At 66.6% G+C, this 20,486-nt stretch carries 20 protein-coding genes; 11 read left to right on the top strand and 9 right to left on the bottom strand.

Annotated features, from left to right (window positions below; translation table 11 throughout):
* On the bottom strand, positions 1–263 hold a 263-nt coding region (locus VEG08_00535), incomplete at its 3' end, for a hypothetical protein (GenBank protein ID HXZ26463.1).
* A gap of 122 nt (positions 264–385) precedes the next feature.
* On the opposite strand from VEG08_00535, the gene VEG08_00540 reads away from it, so the two are divergent.
* The 6 genes from VEG08_00540 to asnB all read left to right on the top strand — a co-directional run bounded on the left by VEG08_00540 (position 386) and on the right by asnB (position 7,275).
* Positions 386–1,777, top strand: a complete 1,392-nt coding sequence (locus VEG08_00540; GenBank protein ID HXZ26464.1) for a hypothetical protein — start codon at positions 386–388, stop codon at positions 1,775–1,777.
* Between the two features lie 55 nt (positions 1,778–1,832).
* Positions 1,833–2,996, top strand: a complete 1,164-nt coding sequence (locus tag VEG08_00545) for a glycosyltransferase family 4 protein (protein ID HXZ26465.1) — start codon at positions 1,833–1,835, stop codon at positions 2,994–2,996.
* On the top strand, positions 2,993–3,892 hold the full coding sequence (locus VEG08_00550) for a DUF3473 domain-containing protein (GenBank protein HXZ26466.1): 900 nt from the start codon (positions 2,993–2,995) through the stop codon (positions 3,890–3,892). Before VEG08_00545 ends, VEG08_00550 begins: the two co-directional genes overlap by 4 nt.
* Positions 3,855–4,505, top strand: coding sequence for a class I SAM-dependent methyltransferase (locus tag VEG08_00555; GenBank protein HXZ26467.1), 651 nt, complete (start codon positions 3,855–3,857; stop codon positions 4,503–4,505). The genes VEG08_00550 and VEG08_00555 overlap by 38 nt, the downstream gene beginning before the upstream one ends.
* Positions 4,502–5,116 carry a sugar transferase gene (locus VEG08_00560; GenBank protein HXZ26468.1) on the top strand — a complete coding sequence of 205 codons (615 nt, stop codon included), beginning with the start codon at positions 4,502–4,504 and terminating at the stop codon, positions 5,114–5,116. The genes VEG08_00555 and VEG08_00560 overlap by 4 nt, the downstream gene beginning before the upstream one ends.
* A gap of 137 nt (positions 5,117–5,253) precedes the next feature.
* Entirely contained in the window at positions 5,254–7,275 is a 2,022-nt protein-coding gene (gene asnB / locus VEG08_00565) for an asparagine synthase (glutamine-hydrolyzing) (protein HXZ26469.1), read from the top strand.
* On the opposite strand, the gene VEG08_00570 is transcribed toward asnB, so the two are convergent.
* Both VEG08_00570 and VEG08_00575 read right to left on the bottom strand, forming a co-directional pair.
* Positions 7,262–8,095, bottom strand: coding sequence for a class I SAM-dependent methyltransferase (locus VEG08_00570; protein ID HXZ26470.1), 834 nt, complete (start codon positions 8,093–8,095; stop codon positions 7,262–7,264). The two genes, asnB and VEG08_00570, sit on opposite strands and share 14 nt — an antisense overlap.
* Before the next feature lie 126 nt (positions 8,096–8,221).
* Positions 8,222–12,262 carry an FG-GAP-like repeat-containing protein gene (locus VEG08_00575; protein HXZ26471.1) on the bottom strand — a complete coding sequence of 1,347 codons (4,041 nt, stop codon included), beginning with the start codon at positions 12,260–12,262 and terminating at the stop codon, positions 8,222–8,224.
* A 323-nt stretch (positions 12,263–12,585) separates the two neighbouring features.
* Between VEG08_00575 and VEG08_00580 the strand changes: the two genes are divergently transcribed.
* From VEG08_00580 to bfr, 3 genes are all read left to right on the top strand, one after another.
* Positions 12,586–12,735 (top strand): hypothetical protein, encoded by a 150-nt coding sequence (locus VEG08_00580; protein ID HXZ26472.1) that lies wholly within the window; start codon positions 12,586–12,588, stop codon positions 12,733–12,735.
* A 37-nt stretch (positions 12,736–12,772) separates the two neighbouring features.
* Entirely contained in the window at positions 12,773–12,943 is a 171-nt protein-coding gene (locus VEG08_00585; GenBank protein HXZ26473.1) for a hypothetical protein, read from the top strand.
* 111 nt (positions 12,944–13,054) lie between these two features.
* Positions 13,055–13,531 (top strand): bacterioferritin, encoded by a 477-nt coding sequence (gene bfr / locus VEG08_00590; GenBank protein ID HXZ26474.1) that lies wholly within the window; start codon positions 13,055–13,057, stop codon positions 13,529–13,531.
* 25 nt (positions 13,532–13,556) lie between these two features.
* On the opposite strand, the gene VEG08_00595 is transcribed toward bfr, so the two are convergent.
* The 6 genes from VEG08_00595 to VEG08_00620 form a co-directional block, all read right to left on the bottom strand.
* Positions 13,557–15,002, bottom strand: a complete 1,446-nt coding sequence (locus VEG08_00595; protein ID HXZ26475.1) for a CHAD domain-containing protein — start codon at positions 15,000–15,002, stop codon at positions 13,557–13,559.
* 147 nt (positions 15,003–15,149) lie between these two features.
* Positions 15,150–15,347, bottom strand: coding sequence for a hypothetical protein (locus VEG08_00600; protein HXZ26476.1), 198 nt, complete (start codon positions 15,345–15,347; stop codon positions 15,150–15,152).
* Between the two features lie 13 nt (positions 15,348–15,360).
* Positions 15,361–16,608 (bottom strand): glycine C-acetyltransferase, encoded by a 1,248-nt coding sequence (kbl, locus tag VEG08_00605; protein HXZ26477.1) that lies wholly within the window; start codon positions 16,606–16,608, stop codon positions 15,361–15,363.
* 39 nt (positions 16,609–16,647) lie between these two features.
* A complete protein-coding gene (locus VEG08_00610) occupies positions 16,648–16,911 on the bottom strand; it encodes an acyl carrier protein (protein HXZ26478.1) in 264 nt (87 codons plus the stop codon).
* Positions 16,912–16,927: 16 nt separating this feature from the next.
* Positions 16,928–18,640, bottom strand: coding sequence for an acetate--CoA ligase (gene acsA / locus VEG08_00615; GenBank protein ID HXZ26479.1), 1,713 nt, complete (start codon positions 18,638–18,640; stop codon positions 16,928–16,930).
* 15 nt (positions 18,641–18,655) lie between these two features.
* Positions 18,656–19,033, bottom strand: a complete 378-nt coding sequence (locus VEG08_00620) for a 4'-phosphopantetheinyl transferase superfamily protein (protein ID HXZ26480.1) — start codon at positions 19,031–19,033, stop codon at positions 18,656–18,658.
* Positions 19,034–19,322: 289 nt separating this feature from the next.
* Here VEG08_00620 and VEG08_00625 point away from each other — a divergent pair, with 289 nt between their 5' ends.
* Both VEG08_00625 and VEG08_00630 read left to right on the top strand, forming a co-directional pair.
* A complete protein-coding gene (locus tag VEG08_00625; GenBank protein ID HXZ26481.1) occupies positions 19,323–20,219 on the top strand; it encodes a glycosyltransferase family 2 protein in 897 nt (298 codons plus the stop codon).
* A gap of 69 nt (positions 20,220–20,288) precedes the next feature.
* On the top strand, positions 20,289–20,486 hold a 198-nt coding region (locus tag VEG08_00630), incomplete at its 3' end, for a hypothetical protein (GenBank protein ID HXZ26482.1).

Consider the following 20,486-nt stretch of genomic DNA (forward strand, 5'->3'; position numbering starts at 1 on the left):
AAGAGGTAGGACTGCGCCAGGTCGTAGTCGGGCAGGCAGCGGGTCAGGGGGCGCACCTGGAGGGGGGAGTAGATGCGGGTGTAGGGGTTGGGGACGAAAGGCACACCCAGGGACCGGAGGCGCTGCTGCAAAGGGCTGTCGGTGGGCTTGAGCACGGCCACCGAGGATTCCACGCCGTGCCGCGCGAAACGGGGGATCATCTCGCTGAGCAGGACCTCGACTCCGCCCAGCCGCAAGCTGTCGATGACGTGGAGGACGCGCATGCGTGGTGTGGCCCGGGCTCGATGGTACCAGAAGGGGAAACAGAACCATGCTGACCACCGGGACGCGTCTGCGGAGCATTGACGCGGCGGGCCGGCCCCGATACTCTCTAAACCAGTCCATCGTGGCTTCCGCTTCCGCAGGCCGATACAACCTGATCGTGCAATTGATAGGTGTGGGCTGCGTCATCACCCTTCCCTTCTGGACCTGGGCGCTGTTCTTTTCTTCTGCCTATTACGAGTACTCGGTGGCGCTGGTGCTGGTGCCCTTCCTGTTCCTGCTGAACCTGCTGCTGGTGATGAGGGCGGCGGGACGCGACCCCTTCCTGCGGCGGGCGCTGCCCGTGGCCCTGGTGCTCAAGCTGGCAGCCGCGGGCACCTACCTGTGGACGGTCTTCCACGTCTACGACATGGCCTCCGACATGGTCATCTACTGGAACCGCGGGGAGCTGATCGCCACCGACCTGCTGCGCTACGGTCACTGGACCACCCTGCAGCCCTTCTGGAGCAGCAACTTCATCTACATGCTCACCGGGCTGATCTTCGCCGCCACCACCGTCTCGCTGCCCACGGTCACGGTGATCTACGCGCTGGCCGCCTTCTGGGGACAGTATCTCTTCTACCGCACCTTCGTGCTGGTCTTCCCCGAGGGCGACCACAAGCTGGCGGCCCTGCTGGTGTTCTTCCTGCCCTCCATCGTGTATTGGACCTCGGCCATCAGCAAAGACGCGGCCATCCTCTTCTTCCTGGGGGTGGCGGCTTACGGCTTCGCGCGGGTGCAGCGGCGGGTGAGTCCGGGGGCCTTCCTGCTGCTGCTGGTGGGGCTGGCCGGGGTGATGCTGGTGCGGCCGCACATCGCGGCCATGCTGGGGATCGCCTTCGTCCTGCCGTATCTGGTGGGCAAGAACCTTCAGGGGGTGACCGGGACGCTGGGGAAGCTCCTGGGTGTCCCCCTGGTGCTGGGCAGCACGGTGTGGCTGGCGCGCCAGGCGCAGAGCTTCCTGAAGATGGAGACCGTCTCGCAGGCCAGCAGCATCCTGGAGAAGGTGGCGGAGGCGAACCAGACCGGGGGCTCGGCCATCACGGTGAGCGCGTCCCTGCCCTATCGCCTGGTGAACGTGCCCTTCCTGTTTTTCCGGCCCTGGCCCTGGGAGGTGCACAGCCTGCAGTCGGTGGTGGCCGCGCTGGAGGGCCTGCTGCTGTTGTGGATCTTCGTGCGCCGGCGCCGCGATCTGTACGCCGCGGTGCGCAACTGGAGAAGCAAGCCCTTCGTCCTGTTCGTGCTGCTGTTCGCCTTCCAGTTCTCCGTGGTGATGAGCCTGGCCATCACCAACTTCGGGCTGCTGACGCGGGAGCGGGTGATGCTGCTGCCCTTCGCCATGATGCTGTTCTGCACCCGGGCCGCTCCGGCGGCCGCACGCCAGGGCGCGGTACCACGCGCCGGCTGGCGTCCCGCGGCGGCGCCGGCGCCACCGCCGCTCCCCGCGTATCGGAACCACAAGATCCCGACCCGCTGAGGCCGGCAGCCGTCCCCGCCACGAAGAGGGTCGTTGCCTGGAGGGAGCGCAGCCGATGAAGATCGCGCAGGTGGCCACCGCCGATATCTCCATCCGCTATCTCCTGCTCGACCAGATCCAGGCGCTCGAGGAGATGGGACACGAGGTGACGGCGGTGTGCGCGCCCGGGCCGCACGTGGAGGCGGTACGCGCCCAGGGCGTCGCGGTGGAGACGGTGCCCATGGCGCGCGAACTCACCCCGCTCCAGGACCTGCGCTCGCGGCGGGCGCTGGTACGCTGCTTCCGCGAGCGCGGCTTCGACGTGGTCCACACCCACACGCCCAAGGCCGGGCTGCTGGGGCCGGCGGCGGCGCGCCAGGCGCGCGTGCCGGTGGTGGTCCACACCGTCCACGGACTACTCTTCCACGACCGCATGAGCGCGTGGCGGCGCGGCCTGTTCTGGCTGCCGGAAAGCTACACCGCGCGCCACGCGGATTTCCTGCTCTCGCAGAGCCGCGAGGACATGGAAGTGGCGGTGCGCGCTCACATCTGCTCCGCGGAGAAGATCGCCTACGTGGGCAACGGGATCGAGGTGGGGCGCTTCTCGCCGGAGGGTGCCGCGGCAGCCCGCGCGCAGTTGCGCCGGGAGTTGGGATTGTCGGATTCCGACTTCGTGGTGGGCAGCGTCGGCCGGCTGGTATACGAGAAGGGATTCGCCGAGCTGTTCGCGGCGGCAGCGGCGCTGGCGCCGGCGCACCCGGAGATCAAGTTCCTGATCGTGGGGCCGCGGGAGAGCGAGCAGCGCGATGCCGTCCCGCCGGAGCGCATCCGGTCGCTGGAGCAGGCGGGCGTGGTGCGTTTTGCCGGCTGGCAGGACCATCTCAGGCGCTGGTACTCTGCCATGGACGTGTTCGCGCTGCCCTCGCACCGCGAGGGCATCCCGCGGGCGTGCATGGAGGCGGCGTGCATGGGATTGCCGGTGGTGGCCAGCGACATCCGCGGCTGCCGCGAGGTGGTGCTGCACGAGAAGACCGGCCTGCTGACGCCGATGCGGAACGCCGGCGCGCTGGCTGAGGCCATCGCGCGCCTCGCCCGCGACCGCGCCTTGGCGGCGGCCATGGGCGAGCAGGGCCGGCGCCACATCCTGGAGAATTTTGACGCCCGCCAGATGCTGGCCCGGCTGCGGACGTTTTACCAAGGTCTGGAGCCCCTGGTGCAGCGGAGGAAAGCGCGGAAGTGAAGAGCATTCTCTCCATCGACCTGGAGGACTGGAACCACCTGGCCTACCGGCGGGTGACCGGGCGCGTGCCTTCGTCCACCGGCAACGTGCTGCGCCAGGTGGAAGCGCTACTGGCGCTGCTCGAGCAGGCGGGAGCGAAGGCCACGTTCTTCGTGCTGGGCCTGCTGGCCGAGCAGCACCCGGAAGTGGTGCGGCAGGTGGCCGGGCGCGGACACGAGATCGCCTGCCACGGCTACGCCCATCTCATCGTGGACCGGCTGACGCGCGACCAGTTCGCCGAGGACACGCGCCGCGCCAAGAGAGTGATCGAGCAGATCACCGGCCGGCCGGTGCGCGGCTACCGCGCCGCCGAGTTCTCCATCCGGCGGGGTTCGCTGTGGGCGCTGGAGGTGCTGGCCGAACTCGGCTTCCGCTACGATTCCAGCATCTTCCCCATCCACCACCGCCGCTACGGCATCGCCGGCTTCGATCCCCAGCCGCGGCGCTATCGCCTGGCGGGCGGCGGGGAGATCATCGAGGTCCCGCTGGCCACGCTGCCCTTCGCCGGGTTGCGCCTGCCGGTGGCGGGCGGCGGCTACTTTCGCCTGGCTCCCTATTGGCTGCTGAAGAAGGCGGTGGCGCGGCTGCACCGGGAGCAGCTTCCGCTCACCACCTATTTTCATCCTTATGAATTCGATCCCCAGAGGCTGAAGGTCTTCGCCGCGACGGCCCCGGCCAGCCTGGGGGAGCGGCTGCGGGGATGGAAGTTCGGCTTGCATCAGAACCTGGGACGCACCACCCTGCCAGGGAAGGTGGCTGGCCTGCTGCGCCAGTTCTCCTTCACGACCTGCCAGGACTTTCTTGAAGGGACAGATCTGGGTGACAGTCGAGAGCTACTTTCGGCAGCGAGCGGCTAAGTTCGACGCCCTCTACGAGGAGGCGCGGGGCTGGCGCGGCTGGATCAACCGCCGGCTGCGCCGCGGGCTGTTCGAGCGCGTGGAGCGCACGCTGGAGGCGCTCGAGGGCCTGCGCGACTTCAGCGTGCTGGACGTGGGCTGCGGCTCCGGCCGCAACAGCGTGCTCTTCGCCCAGGTGGGGGCGCGCCGGGTGGTGGGCGTCGACTTCTCCGAGCCCATGCTCGCGCTGGCCCGCGAGTTCACCCGCCGCCACGGCGTGGATGAACGCTGCCAGTTCCTCCTGGGAGACTTCCTGGACCACTCCTTCGCGGAGAAGTTCGATGCCGTGGTGGCGCTGGGCGTCTTCGATTACGTCGCCGATCCCCCGCCCATGCTACGCCGGATGATGGAACTCAGCGCGGGCCGCGTGATCGCCAGCTTTCCCGCGCGTTCGCTGGTGCGCGCGCCCTTGCGCAAGTTCCGCTACGCCCTGCGCCGATGCCCGGTGTACTTCTACACGCGCCAGCGGCTGGAGGAGATCTGCCGGCAGGCCGGGCTGGCGGAGTACCGCATCGTTCCCTATGCTTCCTCGGGACTGCTGCTGGTGGGAGAGATGGGGGCCGCCGAGAAGTGAGCCAAGTCCTCAAACGCGCCGGGGATGTGCTGGCATCGGCGCTGGCCCTGCTGCTGCTCTCTCCTCTTCTTCTGGTGCTGGCTGTGATCATCCGAATCCGTCTGGGCGCGCCAGTGCTCTTCCGCCAGAAGCGGCCGGGAAAGGACGGCAAACCCTTCGAGCTGGTGAAATTCCGCACCATGAGCGACGCCCGCGATCCCGAGGGGAATCTCCTGCCCGACGAGCAGCGCCTGACCCGGTTGGGCCGCCGCCTGCGCCGCTTCAGCCTGGACGAATGGCCGCAGCTTTGGAACGTGCTGAAGGGCGACATGAGCCTGGTGGGCCCGCGCCCGCTGCTCATGGAGTATCTCGGCCGCTACAGCGCGGAGCAGGCGCGGCGCCATTCGGTCAAGCCCGGGATCACCGGCTGGGCCCAGATCAACGGCCGCAACGCGGTGAGCTGGGAAGAGCGCTTCCGTCTGGATGTCTGGTACGTCGATCACTGGAGCCTGTGGCTGGACCTGCGCATCCTGGCCGCTACCGTCTGGCTCGTGCTCCGAGGCAAGGGCATCTCCTGGGAGGGCCACGCCACCATGCCCAAGTTCATGGGAACGGAGCGATCCCAGCCCTGAGAAACGAAGCCGGCCAGGCGACGCTTCCCGAGGGCCGATGGCGCGGGTGGCGCTCGACCCGGGCCGGCCGCTTTAGGCCTGGGTTATGATGCGGAGTTACATCCGTCGCCTCGGGTGAGCGGCGAAGAGGGCGCTGCATGTGCGGCATCGCGGGAAAACTGGACTTGGGTCGCTCCTGCGGCGAAGAGGAGCTTCGCGATCAGATCCGACGAATGATTGCGACCCTGCGCCACCGCGGGCCCGATGACGAAGGAACCTGGGTGGATGCCGAAGCCGGCGTCGCCCTGGGCAACCGGCGGCTGGCCATCCTCGACCTCTCGCCCGCCGGGCACCTGCCCATGGTTTCCTCCAGCGGCCGCTACGTGGTCGCCTTCAACGGCGAGATCTACAACTACCAGGAGGTGCGCCGGGAGTTGGAATCGCAGGTGGCCGATTCGGCGCTGGCCCTGCGCGGCCACGGCGACACCGAGGTCATGCTGGCGGCCTTCGAGCACTGGGGCGTGGAGGCGACGCTGCCGCGGCTGAACGGCATGTTCGCCTTCGCCCTGTGGGACCGGCGCGAGCGCGTCCTCTTCCTGGCCCGCGACCGTTTCGGGGAAAAGCCGCTCTACTATGGCTGGATGGGCGACGTGCTGCTGTTCGCCTCCGAGCTGAAGGCGCTGCGCGCGCATCCCGGCTTCCGCGGCGCGATCCGGCGCGAGGCCCTCGCCTTCCCTCTGCGCTATGCCTACATTCCCGCGCCCCTCTCCATCTACGAGGACATCGGTAAGCTGCCGCCGGCGAGCTTCCTGAAGGTCCGCACCGACCGCCGCGAGCAAGCCAGGCCCACGCCCTATTGGTCGCTGCGGGAGGTGGTGGAGCGCGGCCTGGCGGAGCCTTACCGCGGCACGGAAGCGCAGGCGGCGGAGGAACTGGATGCGCTGCTGCGGGATGCGGTGCGGCTGCGCATGATCTCCGACGTGCCCCTGGGAGCCTTCCTCTCCGGCGGCATCGATTCTTCCACCGTGGTGGCGCTCATGCAGGCGCAGAGCAGCCAACCGGTCCGCACCTTCTCCATCGGCTTCTACGAAGATGAATACAACGAGGCCCGGCAAGCTCACGCCGTGGCCCACCACCTGCGCACCGAGCACACCGAGCTGTACGTCACCCCGCGCGAGGCGATGGACGTCGTCCCCCTGCTGCCCACCCTCTACGACGAGCCCTTCGCCGACTCCTCCCAGATCCCCACCTTCCTGGTCTCCAAGCTGGCGCGGCACTCGGTGACGGTGAGCCTGTCGGGCGACGGCGGCGACGAGGTCTTCGGCGGCTACAACCGCTACGTCTGGGGCCGCCGGCTGTGGAACCGCATGCGGTTGGCGCCGGGGCCGCTGCGGCGGCTGGCCGCCGGCGGCATCACCGGGGTCTCGCCCCGCTTCTGGGACGCCCTGTTCCAGGGCGTGGGCCCGGTCCTTCCCCGAAGCTGGCGCCAGCGCCTCCCGGGGGACAAGATGCATAAGCTGGCGGGAGTACTGGCGCTGACGAGCCCGAAGGCGATGTACCTGCGCCTGGCTTCGCTCTGGCTTGAGCCGGAGCAGGTGGTGCTGGGAGCCTCGGGGCAGGCCACCGCCGACTACCTGCTGGCGCAGTGGCCGGGCTTTCCCCAGTACGAGCACAACGCCATGTACCTCGACGCCATGACCTACCTGCCCGACGATATCCTGGCCAAGGTGGACCGCGCCAGCATGGGAGTGAGTCTGGAAGGTCGCATCCCTTATCTCGATCCCCGGGTGGTGGAGTTGGCGTGGAAGCTGCCCCTGGCCATGAAGGTCCGCGAGGGGCAGGGGAAGCGGATCCTCCGCCGGGTGCTGCATCGCTACGTGCCGCGGGAGCTGGTGGAGCGCCCCAAGATGGGCTTCGGCATCCCCATCGGCGACTGGATGCGAGGGCCGCTCAGGGACTGGACCGAAGCTCTGCTGGACGAGAGCCGGCTGCGCCAGGAGGGCTACTTCGATCCCCGGCCCATCCGCAAGAAGTGGCAGGAACACCTCTCCGGCCATCACAACTGGCAATATGACCTGTGGAACGTGCTCATGTTCCAGGCTTGGCTGGAGCAGAGCCGTCCGATGCCTGGGGGAGTGCCGGACCCTTCACAGGTCCCGGCGCGTCCTACTGCCTCCTGAAGCCGACCGCGCACCAGAAGGGGACGGAATCGCTGAAGCGGATCTGGTCGAGGCCGGCGGCGCGCATCATGGCTTCGATCTGGGCGCGGGTGAAGCGCCTTTCCAGGCGCGTGCCGAAGCGGTCGAGAGCGTCGTTGCGCATCACGTAGAAGCTGCGCTGGCGGTAGGCGGAGAGCGGCCAGTGGTCCACCTTGCCGCCGCGGCGCTCGCGCCATGCCGCCAGGCGGGCCAGCGGGAAGTAGAGCAGCACGGCGACGACCTCGGCAAAGGCGCTCTTGAGCCAGTGCGGCGAACGCGAGATCAGGCGCCGTGTCAGGTCCGACACCTTCCACAGCGAGCGAAACCACCAGGGCCGGTTGTCGAAGGCGTAATACAGGTAAACCAGGAAGGGCGCGCCGGGCTTGAGCTTGCGCACGCAGTCCAGGATGCCTTCCTGTGTGTCGGGGACGTGATGCAGCACACCCACGCTGTAGCCGAAGTCGGCGCTGGCGTCGGGTAGGGGAATGGCGTCCACGCTGGCGCGGTGGAAGCGGCAGTTGGAATAGGCCGCCAGGTTGCGGCGCGCCACCTCCAGGGCCTCGCTGGGATCGATGCAGTGCAGCTCCCCCACGCGCGGCGCCACGAAGCGCGCCCAGCGGCCGCTGCCGCAGCCCAGGTCGAAGCCGACCGAGCCCGCGGGCAGCCTCTCCCAGGGGAAGATGTGGAAGTAGCTTTCGAAGAGCCGCTCCAGCTCTTGCTCGGAGAGCCCCGATTGGTCGAACCTCTGCCACTCCCGGCCGAAGGATTCGACCACCGCGGGATCGAGGTTGCGCGCTTCCATCGCCGCCATCCTAGCGCGAATCGTGCGCGGATTCCCAGCGCGCGGGCCTACCCAGTCGGATCCTGCGGCCCGCGGTCAGTTCGGGAGGGCACACTGCCCGCCGGCCATTACTTCTGGTTGCCGTGACTACCGCCAATCCGGCGGCTTCGGCGCCCCGCGGGTGCCCTTGTAGTGCAAGCGGGGGCCGCTCTTGATCTTTCCCGGTCCTGCAAAAGGTCTAGAGGAACCACCTTCTGGAGGGGAGACCTCGGCGCCCATAGGCGCGGGGGATAGGGCGGTCGTGGAGGGCGGAGGCAGCTGGTTCAGGCTGATCAAGGTCACGCCGTTGCTGGTGATCGCCGCAACGGTGTTATCGGTGGGGTTCACCACTAACGCATCGTAAGCCGGGGCGATCTGCACCGGGACCTCGACGCGATAAAGGAGCCGGCCCCGGGCGACATCCAACACGTCGATCCCATCGGTCAAGGGCTGGAACATCAAGCTGCCGTCGTGGTTCAGCTTCTGTCCCAGCACCGCAGTCGGTACCCAAGTTTCTCGGTCGATGTATGTGAGAGCGCCGCTGGCGTTCAATGAAGCGTCAGCAAAGATGCCGTTCATGTCCAAGGTCGTCCCGTCCGCCGACAGAGCCAATTCCAGACCGCCAGGAGTGAGGGAAGCGTATGTGACCTGGTCAGTCGCGGTGTCTACCCAAAAAGCTGCGCCTTCAATCAGGGAATAGATCTTCGCCCCGTCGGGGCTCAAGAGCACACGGATGTAGTGATCATTCGTGCCACCGGCACCTAGGTCAGTCAAGTCTTGCGTGATCCCGCTCGCGGTGTCCAACCTGTGAAAGATGCGATTCCCGGTCCCGTTTAAGTCCTGCGTCGCGAAATAGACAATTCCTGTGTCGGTGATGGCCAGGCCTGTCGGCGTGTTGCCCGCATTCAAGGGTGTCTGGGGGACTGCAAACTCCTGCGCGGAGGCTGGGGCGTCGGGATTGAGGACGTAGATCGCACGGTCGCCGAAGTCGGAGATCGCCAGCTTGGAACCATCCGGGGAGAGCGAGAGAGCCAGAAGCTGCGTGGAACCGCCGACGTTAGGCAAGCTAATCGGCGTCAACCACTGCCCGCTGGCGGTGGAGAGCACCTGGATTTTGGTGCGATCAGTGAAATAGTAGAGACTGCGGTATGGATCGTACACACCCGCCTGCAGGGTCGCGCTCAGGGGGTAAGAGGTGACAGCGGAGGTGTAGTGGAACGCGCCGCCAGCGGTCGTGCTGCCATTAACAGTGGTCACCTTGACATCGACATTGCTGCCCGGCGTTCCCGGCGGGACCGTGAACTTGATCCCTTCGACGGGGAAGGGATAGGGAGAGATTGGTGCACTCGGGAAGAGCGTGGTCACCGTGGCGGCGTGGCCGCCAATGCTCACGTGGACGTCGCTGACCGTTTGCCCAAAACCGTAACCTATAACCATAGCGGTGGTGCCACCCTCCGCCGCCGAAGCATTGGGAACCACCTCGACGATGGCCGGCCCGTAGCTGAAGGACTCCGGCATGAGACCCACATTTCCGTTCTGGAACACTGCCGTGAAATCCGCCACAACCATTCCGGATGCCGGGGGAGTGGTCCCCAGAATCGACGGGTCCGTATTGTTCCCCAGAATCTGTTCGTGCGCTCCCACGAGGGGGGCGTTCCCAATGTAGGCTTGGCTCAGTCCGGGAACTGTATTCTGGACGCCGGTACTGGTTCCGACTTGGATGGAAGTACCGCCCGCGGCTGGCCCCGTATCGGGGACGACATATCCCAGTCCGACTTCGGGTGGCAGCACGGCCGGCTGGATCTGGCTTCCGTCCAGGAACGATACACCGTGTCCGATGGGGCCAAGGATGAGACCAGTCTCGTCGATCGCAGCCGGAACCAGGGTCCTCTGGGAATCCACGATGAAATAATTCGGCACCCAGCCTTTCTGGGCAAAGGATGTGGTGTCGTAGGCTACGACGTCACTCAGCCCATCGACCACGAACAACGTGCCGCCGTCCAGGCTCATAACAGCTCCATAGATTCCCAACGACTGAGGAGGACTGTCCCCCTGGGGTCCTTGGAAAAGGCCGAGCTGCTGCACGGTGGCTACGTCGTAGACACCAATCCTTCCGCTCTCACTGGTGACGAAGAATCGCTTGCCATCGGGGGAGGGCTCAATCTGGCTCAGGAAGCCGCCGAAGCTCCCAGTGGCAAACGTCATGGCGGAGGCGTCGAAGGAACAAAGGCCGCCACCGCTGTCGATGTCGCCCAGCAAAACTCTGGTGCGATCGCCACTTAAGGCAAAAGCGCCGATGTTCATGGGACAAGCTTGGGGTGGTTTCTGGACGAGTGAGTTGTCGGCCGGATTCCAGACAGCAAAGGTTGTGGAGCCATCGACGGGAAGGCCGCCCATCGGTCCCAGCAGAGCGACTCTCCCGTCCGCCAGCACCAGGGCTTGTGATGCCTCGAACCCGTTCGGTCCAATCGAGGCCGCCGCCACCCTCCGGATCACGAAGAAGGTCGTGGGATCGATCACATATACGTTACCGAGAAGCGTCGCGGCATAGAGCACAGTATCGTCCGGGGCGATGTCGATGCCCCAGGGGGCCGGTACGCTGATCTGGCCCACTTCGATCTCCAGCGCTGCGTCGAAGACGTCGATCTCATTCAGGAAAGGGTTGCTCACGAAAAAGAGCTTATGAACCCGATCGTAGACAGTGAGATGAGGAGGCGCAAACTGCAGCGAATTGGGGTCGTACTGCGCGTCCGTGCGCAGGTAACGCGTGCGAAGGGGAGCGTGCGCGGCGGTGGGGATGGGAATCACTGCCAGGGGAAGCTGCAGCGTACGGGTCAAATACCCCGAAGTACCTTGGAGAGTGAGGGTGGATCGGACCGACGTGGCCGTGGAGGGCACAGAGAAGGAAACCTGCTGCTGACCGCCCGCGGCCAGCAGGAAGGTCGTGGGCGAGGCGGTCACCTCCGGTGGCACGCCAGCAATGGACACGCTGACCTGGCCCGTGAATCCGTTCGAAGGTGTGTTCGAGACGTCAAGGGACTTGGTCGAGCCTGACACCAACGTCACCGCCTTCGGGCTCACGGAGAGAACGAAATTGGGGCCCGGGGGAAGGGGAGGCACGGCCGGAGGAGCGATCTGCCACGCGGGATCGACGTTGGTGGAAACGAAAGCGGCGCCGGTCCTGGTAGCCCCGTCCATGGTCCATACGGCCACGCTGGTGGTCGCGTTGTTGCGCCACAGGATGTCGGCTTTGCCGTCACCGTCATAGTCTGCCACCCCGACAATCTGCCAGTTCGGATCGACTCCGGTGGCCACGAAGGCGCTGCCGAGCTTGGTGGCGCCGTCCATGAGCCATACGACAACGCTCCTGGTGCTGCTGTTGCGCCACAAGATGTCAGCTTTGCCGTCGCCATCAAAGTCGCCAAGCCCAGCTATCTGCCAGGCGGGGTCGACACCGGGCGCTACCTCCGTGCTGCTGAACTCAGTCACGCCGCTCATCCGCCAGAGCAAGACGCTCCCATCACTGATGTCGCGCCAAAGGATGTCGGCCTGGCCGTCGCCATCGAAATCAGCTACCCCCGCGATCAGCAGGTTCGGATCCACCGTGCTGGCAACCATGCCCGCGCTCTTGGTGGTCGCGCCATTCATCAACCAGACAGCGACGCCGCCGCTGTCGGAATTCCGCCACAGGATGTCGGCTTTGCCGTCCCCGTCAAAGTCCCCGACTCCGGCGATCTGCCAGGTCGGGTCCACGCCGGTAGCGACGAACGCCGCACCAACCTTGGTGGCACCATTCATCAACCATAGGACCACGCTCCCCGTGCTGGAGTTGCGCCACAGGATGTCGGCCTTGCCGTCCCCATCAAAGTCCCCGATCCCGGCGATCTGCCAGGCAGGGTCCACGCCGGTGGCCACGAAGGCGCCGCTCAGCCTGGTGGCGCCGTTCATAAACCACACCACCACACTTCCCGTGCTGGAATTGCGCCAGAGGATGTCGGCCTTGCCGTCGCCGTCCAGATCGTTCGAAGCGGTTACCCCGTTGGGCCGAACCGGAACTGCGGCGCGGACTTTGTTCGAGGTCTGGCTCAGGGCGCTAAGCGCGAAGAGGCAAAGGAAAAGGGCTGAAAAAATGGCCTTGCGGCGCTCCACACGGCAACTCCGACGAGAGCTATCCGACCCCTTGATGGGGAGAAGATACGAGCATAAGCCTATCAAACCACTCGCTTGCATCAAAGAGGAAACCAGACGCCAGCCGCGCCGCGGCAGGGCTCGCGTGTGAGATGCACATGGAAGTCGCACCGCTCGGTGGCGAGGTGCGGATGCCCGAATCCAGCGCCGACTCCAAGGAGTTTTCACCGCTTCCCTAGCAGTTTTGGCAGTTACTGGCGGGGCGCGCACTGCCTAGGATGGCGAGCAGGGGGACGGTGGGCCCGTCGCCCCGTGTCAAGCCGTCCTGGCTGGGAGGTGCCGTCATGATCGTATTCGATGAGCGCCAGCTGGAGAGATTGGACGAAATGGAGGTGGAGATCCTCAACTACGCCGCCTCGCTGCCGCCCAACCAGGCCATGGACGATCTCAAGGAAGAGCTGGAACACTTCGGCTTCACGCTGGGCAGCGCGTAGCCGCACCGGCTGGGGAAGGAGCTCGGGGGCGCCCCAAATGATCTACGACGAAGGTTGCGATCCACACGAGGAAACCTGGGCGGAGCAGGTCACGCGGGCGCGGGGCGAGGCCCAGGCGCGCCACCGCCACAAGCTGGTCACCAGCGCGGTCGGCTATGGGCTGGTCGCCGGGGGCATGCTGTGGGCCTGCCTGCACTGGCTGCTCTGAGGCTCTGGGCCTTCGTCGAGCCTCCTCTCCCGCAGCACCCGACCACCCCAGTCGTTGACTCCGGCGCCGGTTCTGGAGTTGTATAGACAGGCGGGTGGAAGGAGGCCAGAGATGCGCGGAAACAAGAACGTGATCGAGCAGTTGAACGCAGCGCTCGCCGCGGAGTTGACGGCCATCGTGCAGTACATGGTGCAGTCGGAGATGTGCCACAACTGGGGCTATGCTCATCTCGGCGAACGGACCAAGGCGCGCGCCATCGAGGAGATGCGACACGCGGAAGGCCTGATCGAGCGCATCATCTTCTTCGACAGCGCACCCGAGGTGAAGGTAGCGCTGCGCCCGCAGATCGGGGCCAACGTCAAGGAGCAGCTCGAGATCGACCTGAAGGATGAAGTCGAGGCCTCGGCGCAGTACAACGAGGCGGTCAAGATCTGCATGGCCGCGGCCGACGACGCCTCCCGCACGCTGTTCGAGCACATGATCCAGGACGAGGAACGGCACGTCGACTTTCTGCAGGCTCAGTTGCATTCCATCGAGGAGATGGGAATCGGCAACTACCTCGCGGAGCAGTTGCACAAGAAGGAATAGCCTGCGCCGGCGAGCGACGCGATCGCTATCCCGCCCAACTCTTCGGCCGGACCAGAACCGGCGCGTGGCAGCAGAGCTCGAGCAAATGCCTGGCTGCGGCGATACGTTCGGCCCAAGGCCCGTTCTCGCGGTAGCCCTGGCCGCGGACGACGATCGTTCCCTCGCTCTTCTCCACCTGCAGAAGCCGGACCGCCTGTTCATGAGACAGGTCGAGGGCATTGGCCAGGCGCAGGATGCCGGCCAGGCGCAGGATGCCGGGCCGGCTCGAAGCCGGGAACGCCGTCAGACACTTGTGGTTGGAACGAGGCAGAATGCCGCGGTGATAGCGCGCCACGGCGGCGATGGCGGCGAGCTGCCGGGAAGACCACCCCAGGGGCGGCGCGAGCCGGCGGATGAGGCGATAAGAGTGCTTGTGATGCCCGCGCTTGCTCTGGCTGCGCCCGACATCGTGCAGCAGGGCCGCCGCCTCCAAGACCCGGCGCGTCCCCGCGGTGGCCGTAAAGAGCCCGGCGCGTGCCAACCCGTCGTAGAGCTGCATGGCGAGCTGCGACACCAGCGCGGAGTGCGCGGGATCGGGGTCCAGGAAGCTCCCCCAGGTGCGCAAGCGGCTGAAGGCGGCCTGCTGCAGTTGCTTGCCCTGCGGCAGCCCCGCACGCCAGACCCGCCATAGGGAGCCGGGACCGATCATCCTCTGACGGTATCCGTGGAGCCGCCGCCCGCGCTCTTCCGCGATCCGGTTGCGCCAGGAGGCCCGGTCTTCCTGGCGGAAGGCCGGATTGCTCCGCACCATGGCCCACAGGACGTCCAGGTCGTGCACTTCGCCCAGCAGGTCCTGGAGCTGCTTGAGGCTGGCGCCCCATTGCTGGTGGCGCCGCGGCAGGAAGTTCTCCACCACGTAGCGGAACTTCTTGAGGCCGATGCGCAACTGGTGAAAGCCGATCTGGCTGCGATTGCGCAGCGCCCGCCGGTGCAGGCGGTGGGCTTCCTCCCAGCACTCCAGCGCCAGGTGCTGGAAGACCAGTCCTTCCGGCGACACCCGCCGGGAGCGGCGGGCCAGCTTCTGCGCCAGCGACTGCCAGCGCGCGCGATCGAACTTCTGGATGGCCTGCAGCGCGGTCTGTCGCAGATGGTCATCGCGGATCGCAAGGACATGGAGAAGCTCGCCGCGGACGGGATCGGCGGGCTTCGACAACCGCTTCACCCATTCCGCCATGACGTGGGCGTCGCGAAGCTCTCCCAGGCGGGCGAAGAGGGATCGCCCCAGCTTGCGGAACTGTTTCCACGCCGGGTCCGGGTCGACGGCGGCAAAGCCACCGGCCATGGAGCGGCAGCGGCGCAGGGCCACGCGCAGGTCGTGGACCGGCTCGGGGTTCGCACTGAGCGTGACCTTGACCGACTGCTCCAGTGTGCGCTGCGCCCAGTAGGCAAGCCCGGCCTTAGAGCTCGTCGAAGGAGTGGGTGTTTTTCTCATGCCGGCGTGGACAGGCCCCGGGGACATGGTAGCCGGTCTTGGCACAAGTCTACTTGCAGAAGCGCCGAGACCGGGCCTCGGGACTCAGGGACAGCCGCCGCGGGCCTGGTAGGGGCTTGCCTGCCATGGCTGGCGTGAGGCTACCGCTCAGGCTGCCTGGGACTCCTCTTCAAAGCATGGCCCGCCATTGTGCCCGGTCCGGCGATGGTCCTCGATCCTCTCGAGCATCCGCCGGTAGGCCTGCTGGAGGGCCTTCCTCTCTCTCGGCTTCAGGTCCTGCTCCTCCAGCGCAGTGACGATGTCATCAAACTCCGCCTCCAGCCTCTCCAGTTCTCCGCAAAGCATCGCCCCTCCTTCCTCAGGCCGCGCAGCGGGCCAGCAGTTCCTTCTTGCCCAGGCCCAGGATGCCGTGCTTGGCGCCGACCTTTTTGAAGGCGGCGATGGCGGTATCCAGGTGATGTTGCTCGTGGGCGGCGGACAGTTGCGTGCGGATGCGTGCCTGGGCTTTCGGCACCACCGGGAAGAAGAAGCCGACCGCGTACACGCCCTCGTCGAACAGGTCGCGGGCGAACTCCTGGGCCAGCTTGGCGTCGTAGAGCATGACCGGCACGATGGGGCTGCTGCCATCCTTGATGTCGAAGCCGGCGCTCTTCAGCAGGCTGCGCCAGTAGCCGGCGTTCCATTCCAGCTTGTCGCGGCGCTCGGTGCTGGCGGTGATCAGGTCGAGCACCTTGAGCGCTCCCGCAACGATCACGGGCGCGACCGCGTTGGAAAAGAGGTAGGGACGCGCGCGCTGGCGGCACATCTCCACCAGTTCGCGGCGGCCGCTGACGCAGCCTCCGGAAGCGCCGCCCAGCGCCTTGCCCAGGGTGGTGGTGATGACGTCGATCTTGCCGAGCACGCCGCAGGCCTCGTGGGTGCCGCGCCCGGTTGCGCCGATGAAGCCGGTGGCGTGAGAGTCGTCCACGAAGACCATGGCGTGGTAGCGCTCGGCCAGCGCCACGATCTGGTCCAGCCGGGCGAGGTCGCCGTCCATGGAGAAGACGCCGTCGGTCAGGATCATGCGATGACGCTTGTCCTGGTGCTCCTGCAGCTTCTCCTCCAGGTGTGCCATGTCGGAGTGCTTGAAGGTGTCCTGCATGGCCTTGCACAGGCGCATGCCGTCTACGATGGAGGCGTGCACCAGTCGGTCGGCGATGAGCACGTCCTGCTCGTTGAAGCAGGCTTCGAAGATGCCGGCGTTGGCATCCATGCAGGAGGGGAAGAGCAGGGTGTCTTCGGTGCCCAGGAACCCGGTGAGCCGGCATTCCAGCTCGCGGTGGATGTCCTGGGTGCCGCAGATGAAGCGCACCGAGGACATGCCGTAGCCGCGCGCATCCAGCCCGGCGTGGGCGGCGGCGATGACCTCGGGATGGCTGGAGAGTCCCAGGTAATTGTTGGCGCAGATGTTGATGCAGCGCTGGACGCCGGCGCCGACGGGGAACTCGACCTCGATCTCCGACGACTGCGGCGAGTGGATGTAGCGCTCCTCCTTGAAGAGCCCAGCGCTGCGGATTCCCTCGATCTCGCCCTGGTAGTAGCTGCGGATTGATTCGGAATAAGCCATAAGCTGCCTCGACAGTGCAAGTTGTTCCCGCGGCCGCGCTCAGGCCGCGGCCCCGGCCTTCTGGAAGCGCCTCACCAGCGCCACGATGCTCTCGACCGTATCGAAGGCGTTGGGAGTGGCCTCGGCATCGGGGATGCGGATCGAGTACTTCCTCTCCAGGAAGCGCTTGAGCGAAACCATGGAGAACGAGTCCACGATGCCGCCCGAGATCAGGCGCGTGGTCCCGGTGATCTCGCGGTCGTCCCCTTCCTCCAGGTACTCCTTGACGATGTAGTCATGCACGACTTGAGTCAGTTGATCCATGCCAGTCCTTCCTCGGTCATTCGTTCATGATGGTGGACAGGTCACCCACCGGCTCGTGAAACTCCTTGCAGCGCAGCACGCGGCGCACGATCTTGCCGCTGCGGGTCTTGGGCAGTGATTCCACAAACTCGATCTCCTGGGGCATGGCCAGCGGCGACAGGCGCTTGCGGATGTGGTTCATGATCTCCAACTCCAGGTCGTCGCTGGGCGTGAAGCCGCGCTTGAGAGTGACGTAGGCCTTCACCACCTCCATGTTCACCGGGTCGGGCTTGGCGACAGCGGCGGATTCGGCGACCGCGGGATGCCCGAGCAGGGCCGACTCGATCTCGAAGGGGCCGATGAGGTGGCCGCCGGTGTTGATCACGTCATCGTCGCGGCCCATGAACCAGAAGTAGCCGTCGGCATCGAGGGAGGCGCGGTCGCCACACAGGTACCAGCCGTTCTTGAACTTGGCCTCGAAACCCGCCGGATTGCGCCAGTAGCTGCGGAACTGGGAGGGCCAGCCGGGGCGCAGCGCGATCAGCCCGGCCGCACCGGGCTGGTTCAGCGGCTCATAGCTCCTGGGATCGAGCACGGTGGCAGGGATCCCCGGGAAAGGCCTGCCCATGGAGCCCGGCTTGATGGGCATCCCAGCCAGGTTGGTGATCACGATGCACCCGGTCTCGGTCTGCCAGAAGGTGTCGTGGAACTGGCGGCCGAAGACCCTGCCGGACCACAGCACCGCCTCGGCGTTCAGCGGCTCGCCTACGCTGGCCAGGTAGCGCAAGCTGGAAAGGTCGTGGCGGCGGGGAAGCTCGTCCCCCTCCTTCATCAGCAGGCGGATGGCGGTGGGGGCCGAGTACCAGACCGTCACCCGGCGTTTCTCAATGAAGCGGTACCACTGCTCGGCGTTGAAGCCGGCATCCAGCACCACCTGGGTGATGCCGTTGGCCCAGGGGCCGATGATGCCGTACGACGTTCCCGTCACCCAGCCGGGATCAGCGTTGCACCAGTAGATGTCGTTGGGGCGGAGGTCGAGCACCCACTTCGCGGTCAAGTACTGGGACACGATCGAATAGTGGACATGCTGCGCGCCCTTGGGCTGCCCGGTGGTGCCGGAGGTGTAGTGCAGGACGGAGGGCGACTCGGCGGTGGTGGGGAAGACCTCGAAGTCTTCCACCGGCGGCAGACCGTGCATGTCGAAGGCGACCTCGCGCGCCTGCAGGGGCGCGCCGGTGGCGTCCACCACCACGATGTGCCGCAACTCCGGCAGCTCCTCGCGGATCTTGCGCACCTTGTGGACGTGCTTCTTCTGGGTGACGATGGCGGCGGTGCGGGCGTCGGCGAGGCGCACGAACAGCGATTCGTCGCCGAAGGCGGAGAACAGGGGTTGCGCCACCGCGCCCGTCTTCAGGATGCCGAGGAAGCCGATGTACAGTTCGGGCACGCGGTCCAGGAAGAGGCAGACGCGCTCGCCCGGCTGGATGCCGAGGCCGCGCAGGAAGCGGGCGACGGTGTTGGACAGCTGGCGGATGTCGTCGTAGGTGTAGACCTTCTCGTGTCCCTCGTGGTCTTCCCACAGCAGGGCGGGCTTGCTGCCGAGCCCCATCCGGCAGATGCGATCGCTGCACATCCAGCCGATGTTGAGCGGGTCGCCCGGCTTGTAGCCCAGCTCGCGCTCGGCGATGGACCAGTCGAAGCCGGCGGTGAGTTCTTCGTAAGAAAGCTGACTGCTTGTCGCCGTGTCCATCTACACCTCCGGGGCTCAGGATTCCAGGATGACCATGGCGGCGCGGTGGCGGCGCGTGGAGGCTGTAGCGAGGCGGATACGCCGCACCCCCAGCCGCTGCGACTCCCGCTTCAGCCGCCGGTGCAGGACGATGACCTCCTCGCCCTTGCGGCCGCGCGCGATCTCCACCTCACGGAAATGCCCCAGGTCGCTCGGTGCCAGCCGCAGCGCCTTAAGCGTGGCCTCCTTGGCGACAAAGCAGGCAGCGTAGCGCTGGGGCGGCCGCGAACCGCGGTTGCAGCGCCGGATCTCCCCTGGGGTGAAGACCCCGTCCCGGGGCCGCCAGGGCGCGCGCGCCAATTCGCGCTCGAAGCGGTGGACTTCGAGGAAGTCGATGCCCAGGCCGACGATCATGGTCCGTGACCTCAGCGGGCGCGCAGGAGGTGAAAGGGAGCCTGCGGCTCCCCCTTGGCCCCCCGCCACGCTTGCGGGTGACTCTTTCGCTGGGAGAGTTGGCCGGCCGATGACCCGCCGAATCGGGGCACGCCCCCGTACGACGGGTCACACACGATTATCGTTACCCCTTGCCGCCAGGAATACAGTGACCCAGGTCACCGGGAGACGTGAGCCGCCGGGCCTGCGGAGCTTGGTCTAAGATAGACCGATTCCTCATGGCCATGAAAACGAGTGAGTCGGGAGCCCGATGAGCCGCCGTCCCGCCCTGACCATCGGACTCCCGGTGTACAACGCCGCGCCGTGGCTGGAGGACGCGCTGCGCAGCGTGTTCGCGCAGAGCTTCGGCGACTGGGAACTGCTGGTGGTGGACGACGGTTCTGCCGACGCCAGCGTGGCCCTGGCCGAGAGCCTGCACGACCCGCGAGTGCAGGTCCTGGCGGATGGCGTGCATCGCGGGCTGGCGGCACGGCTGAACCAGATCGCAGCCCGGGCGCGCGCTCCCTACGTGGCCCGCATGGACGCCGACGACATGATGCATCCCCAGCGCCTGCAGCTCCAGATGGAGTTCCTGCGCGCCCACTCGGAGGTGGACGGCGTGGGCTGCGGCCTGGCGGTCCTGGACCGTCGCGGCCGGCCCTGCGGCCTCCGCCTTCTGCCCGCCGGCCACGCCGCCATCTGCCGCCATCCCCTGAAAGGCATCGGCATCGTGCACGCTTCCTTCGTCGCCCGCACGGAGTGGCTGCGCCGTCATCCCTACGACGAGCGCCTCCGCGCCTGCGAGGACTGGGGCTTGTGGTTCTCGACCCACTCCGAAAGCCGGTTTGCCAACCTCGCCCAGCCCCTCTACTTCTACCGCGACATCAGTTCCTTTCGCCTGGGCAAGTACGTCCGCGATAAGCTGGCGCTGACGCGCTTCCTGTGGCGGGAGGGGCGGCCCGGTTACGGGGCGTGGAAGACCGGCCGCCAGGTCTTCGCACAGTATGCTCGCGTGCTAGTGTATCTGTTCTCCGTCATCCCCGGGATGAAGGGGTTCTTGCTGCAGACAAGAAACCGGCGTCTGGACCAAGGGGAACGACGCCGGCTGGAACTCGCCGTGCAGCAGGTGCGCAACCTCTCCCTGCCTCGCTCCCGCGGCGGGGATTGATTCGGAGCGCGGAATTCGAGAAGGTCAGGGAGGCTGCCGCCGGATAGCGCGGGCGGCCGAGGCGAGCGAGTGCGGATACTGCGTTTCATCCGGCTGTTTCCGGTTTCGGACAGGATCCGGGGCGCCATCCTGCTGCTGGCCATGGTGGTGGGAGCGGTGCTGGAGTCCGTGGGCATCGCCATCGTGATGCCCTTCATCTCCCTGCTGCTCGACCCCACCCAGGCCATCCAGTCCCGCTCCCTGCACTGGTTGTATGTCCATGCGGGA

This window comes from Terriglobales bacterium (genome assembly GCA_035624475.1).
Classification (GTDB): Bacteria; Acidobacteriota; Terriglobia; order Terriglobales; family Acidobacteriaceae; genus DASPRL01.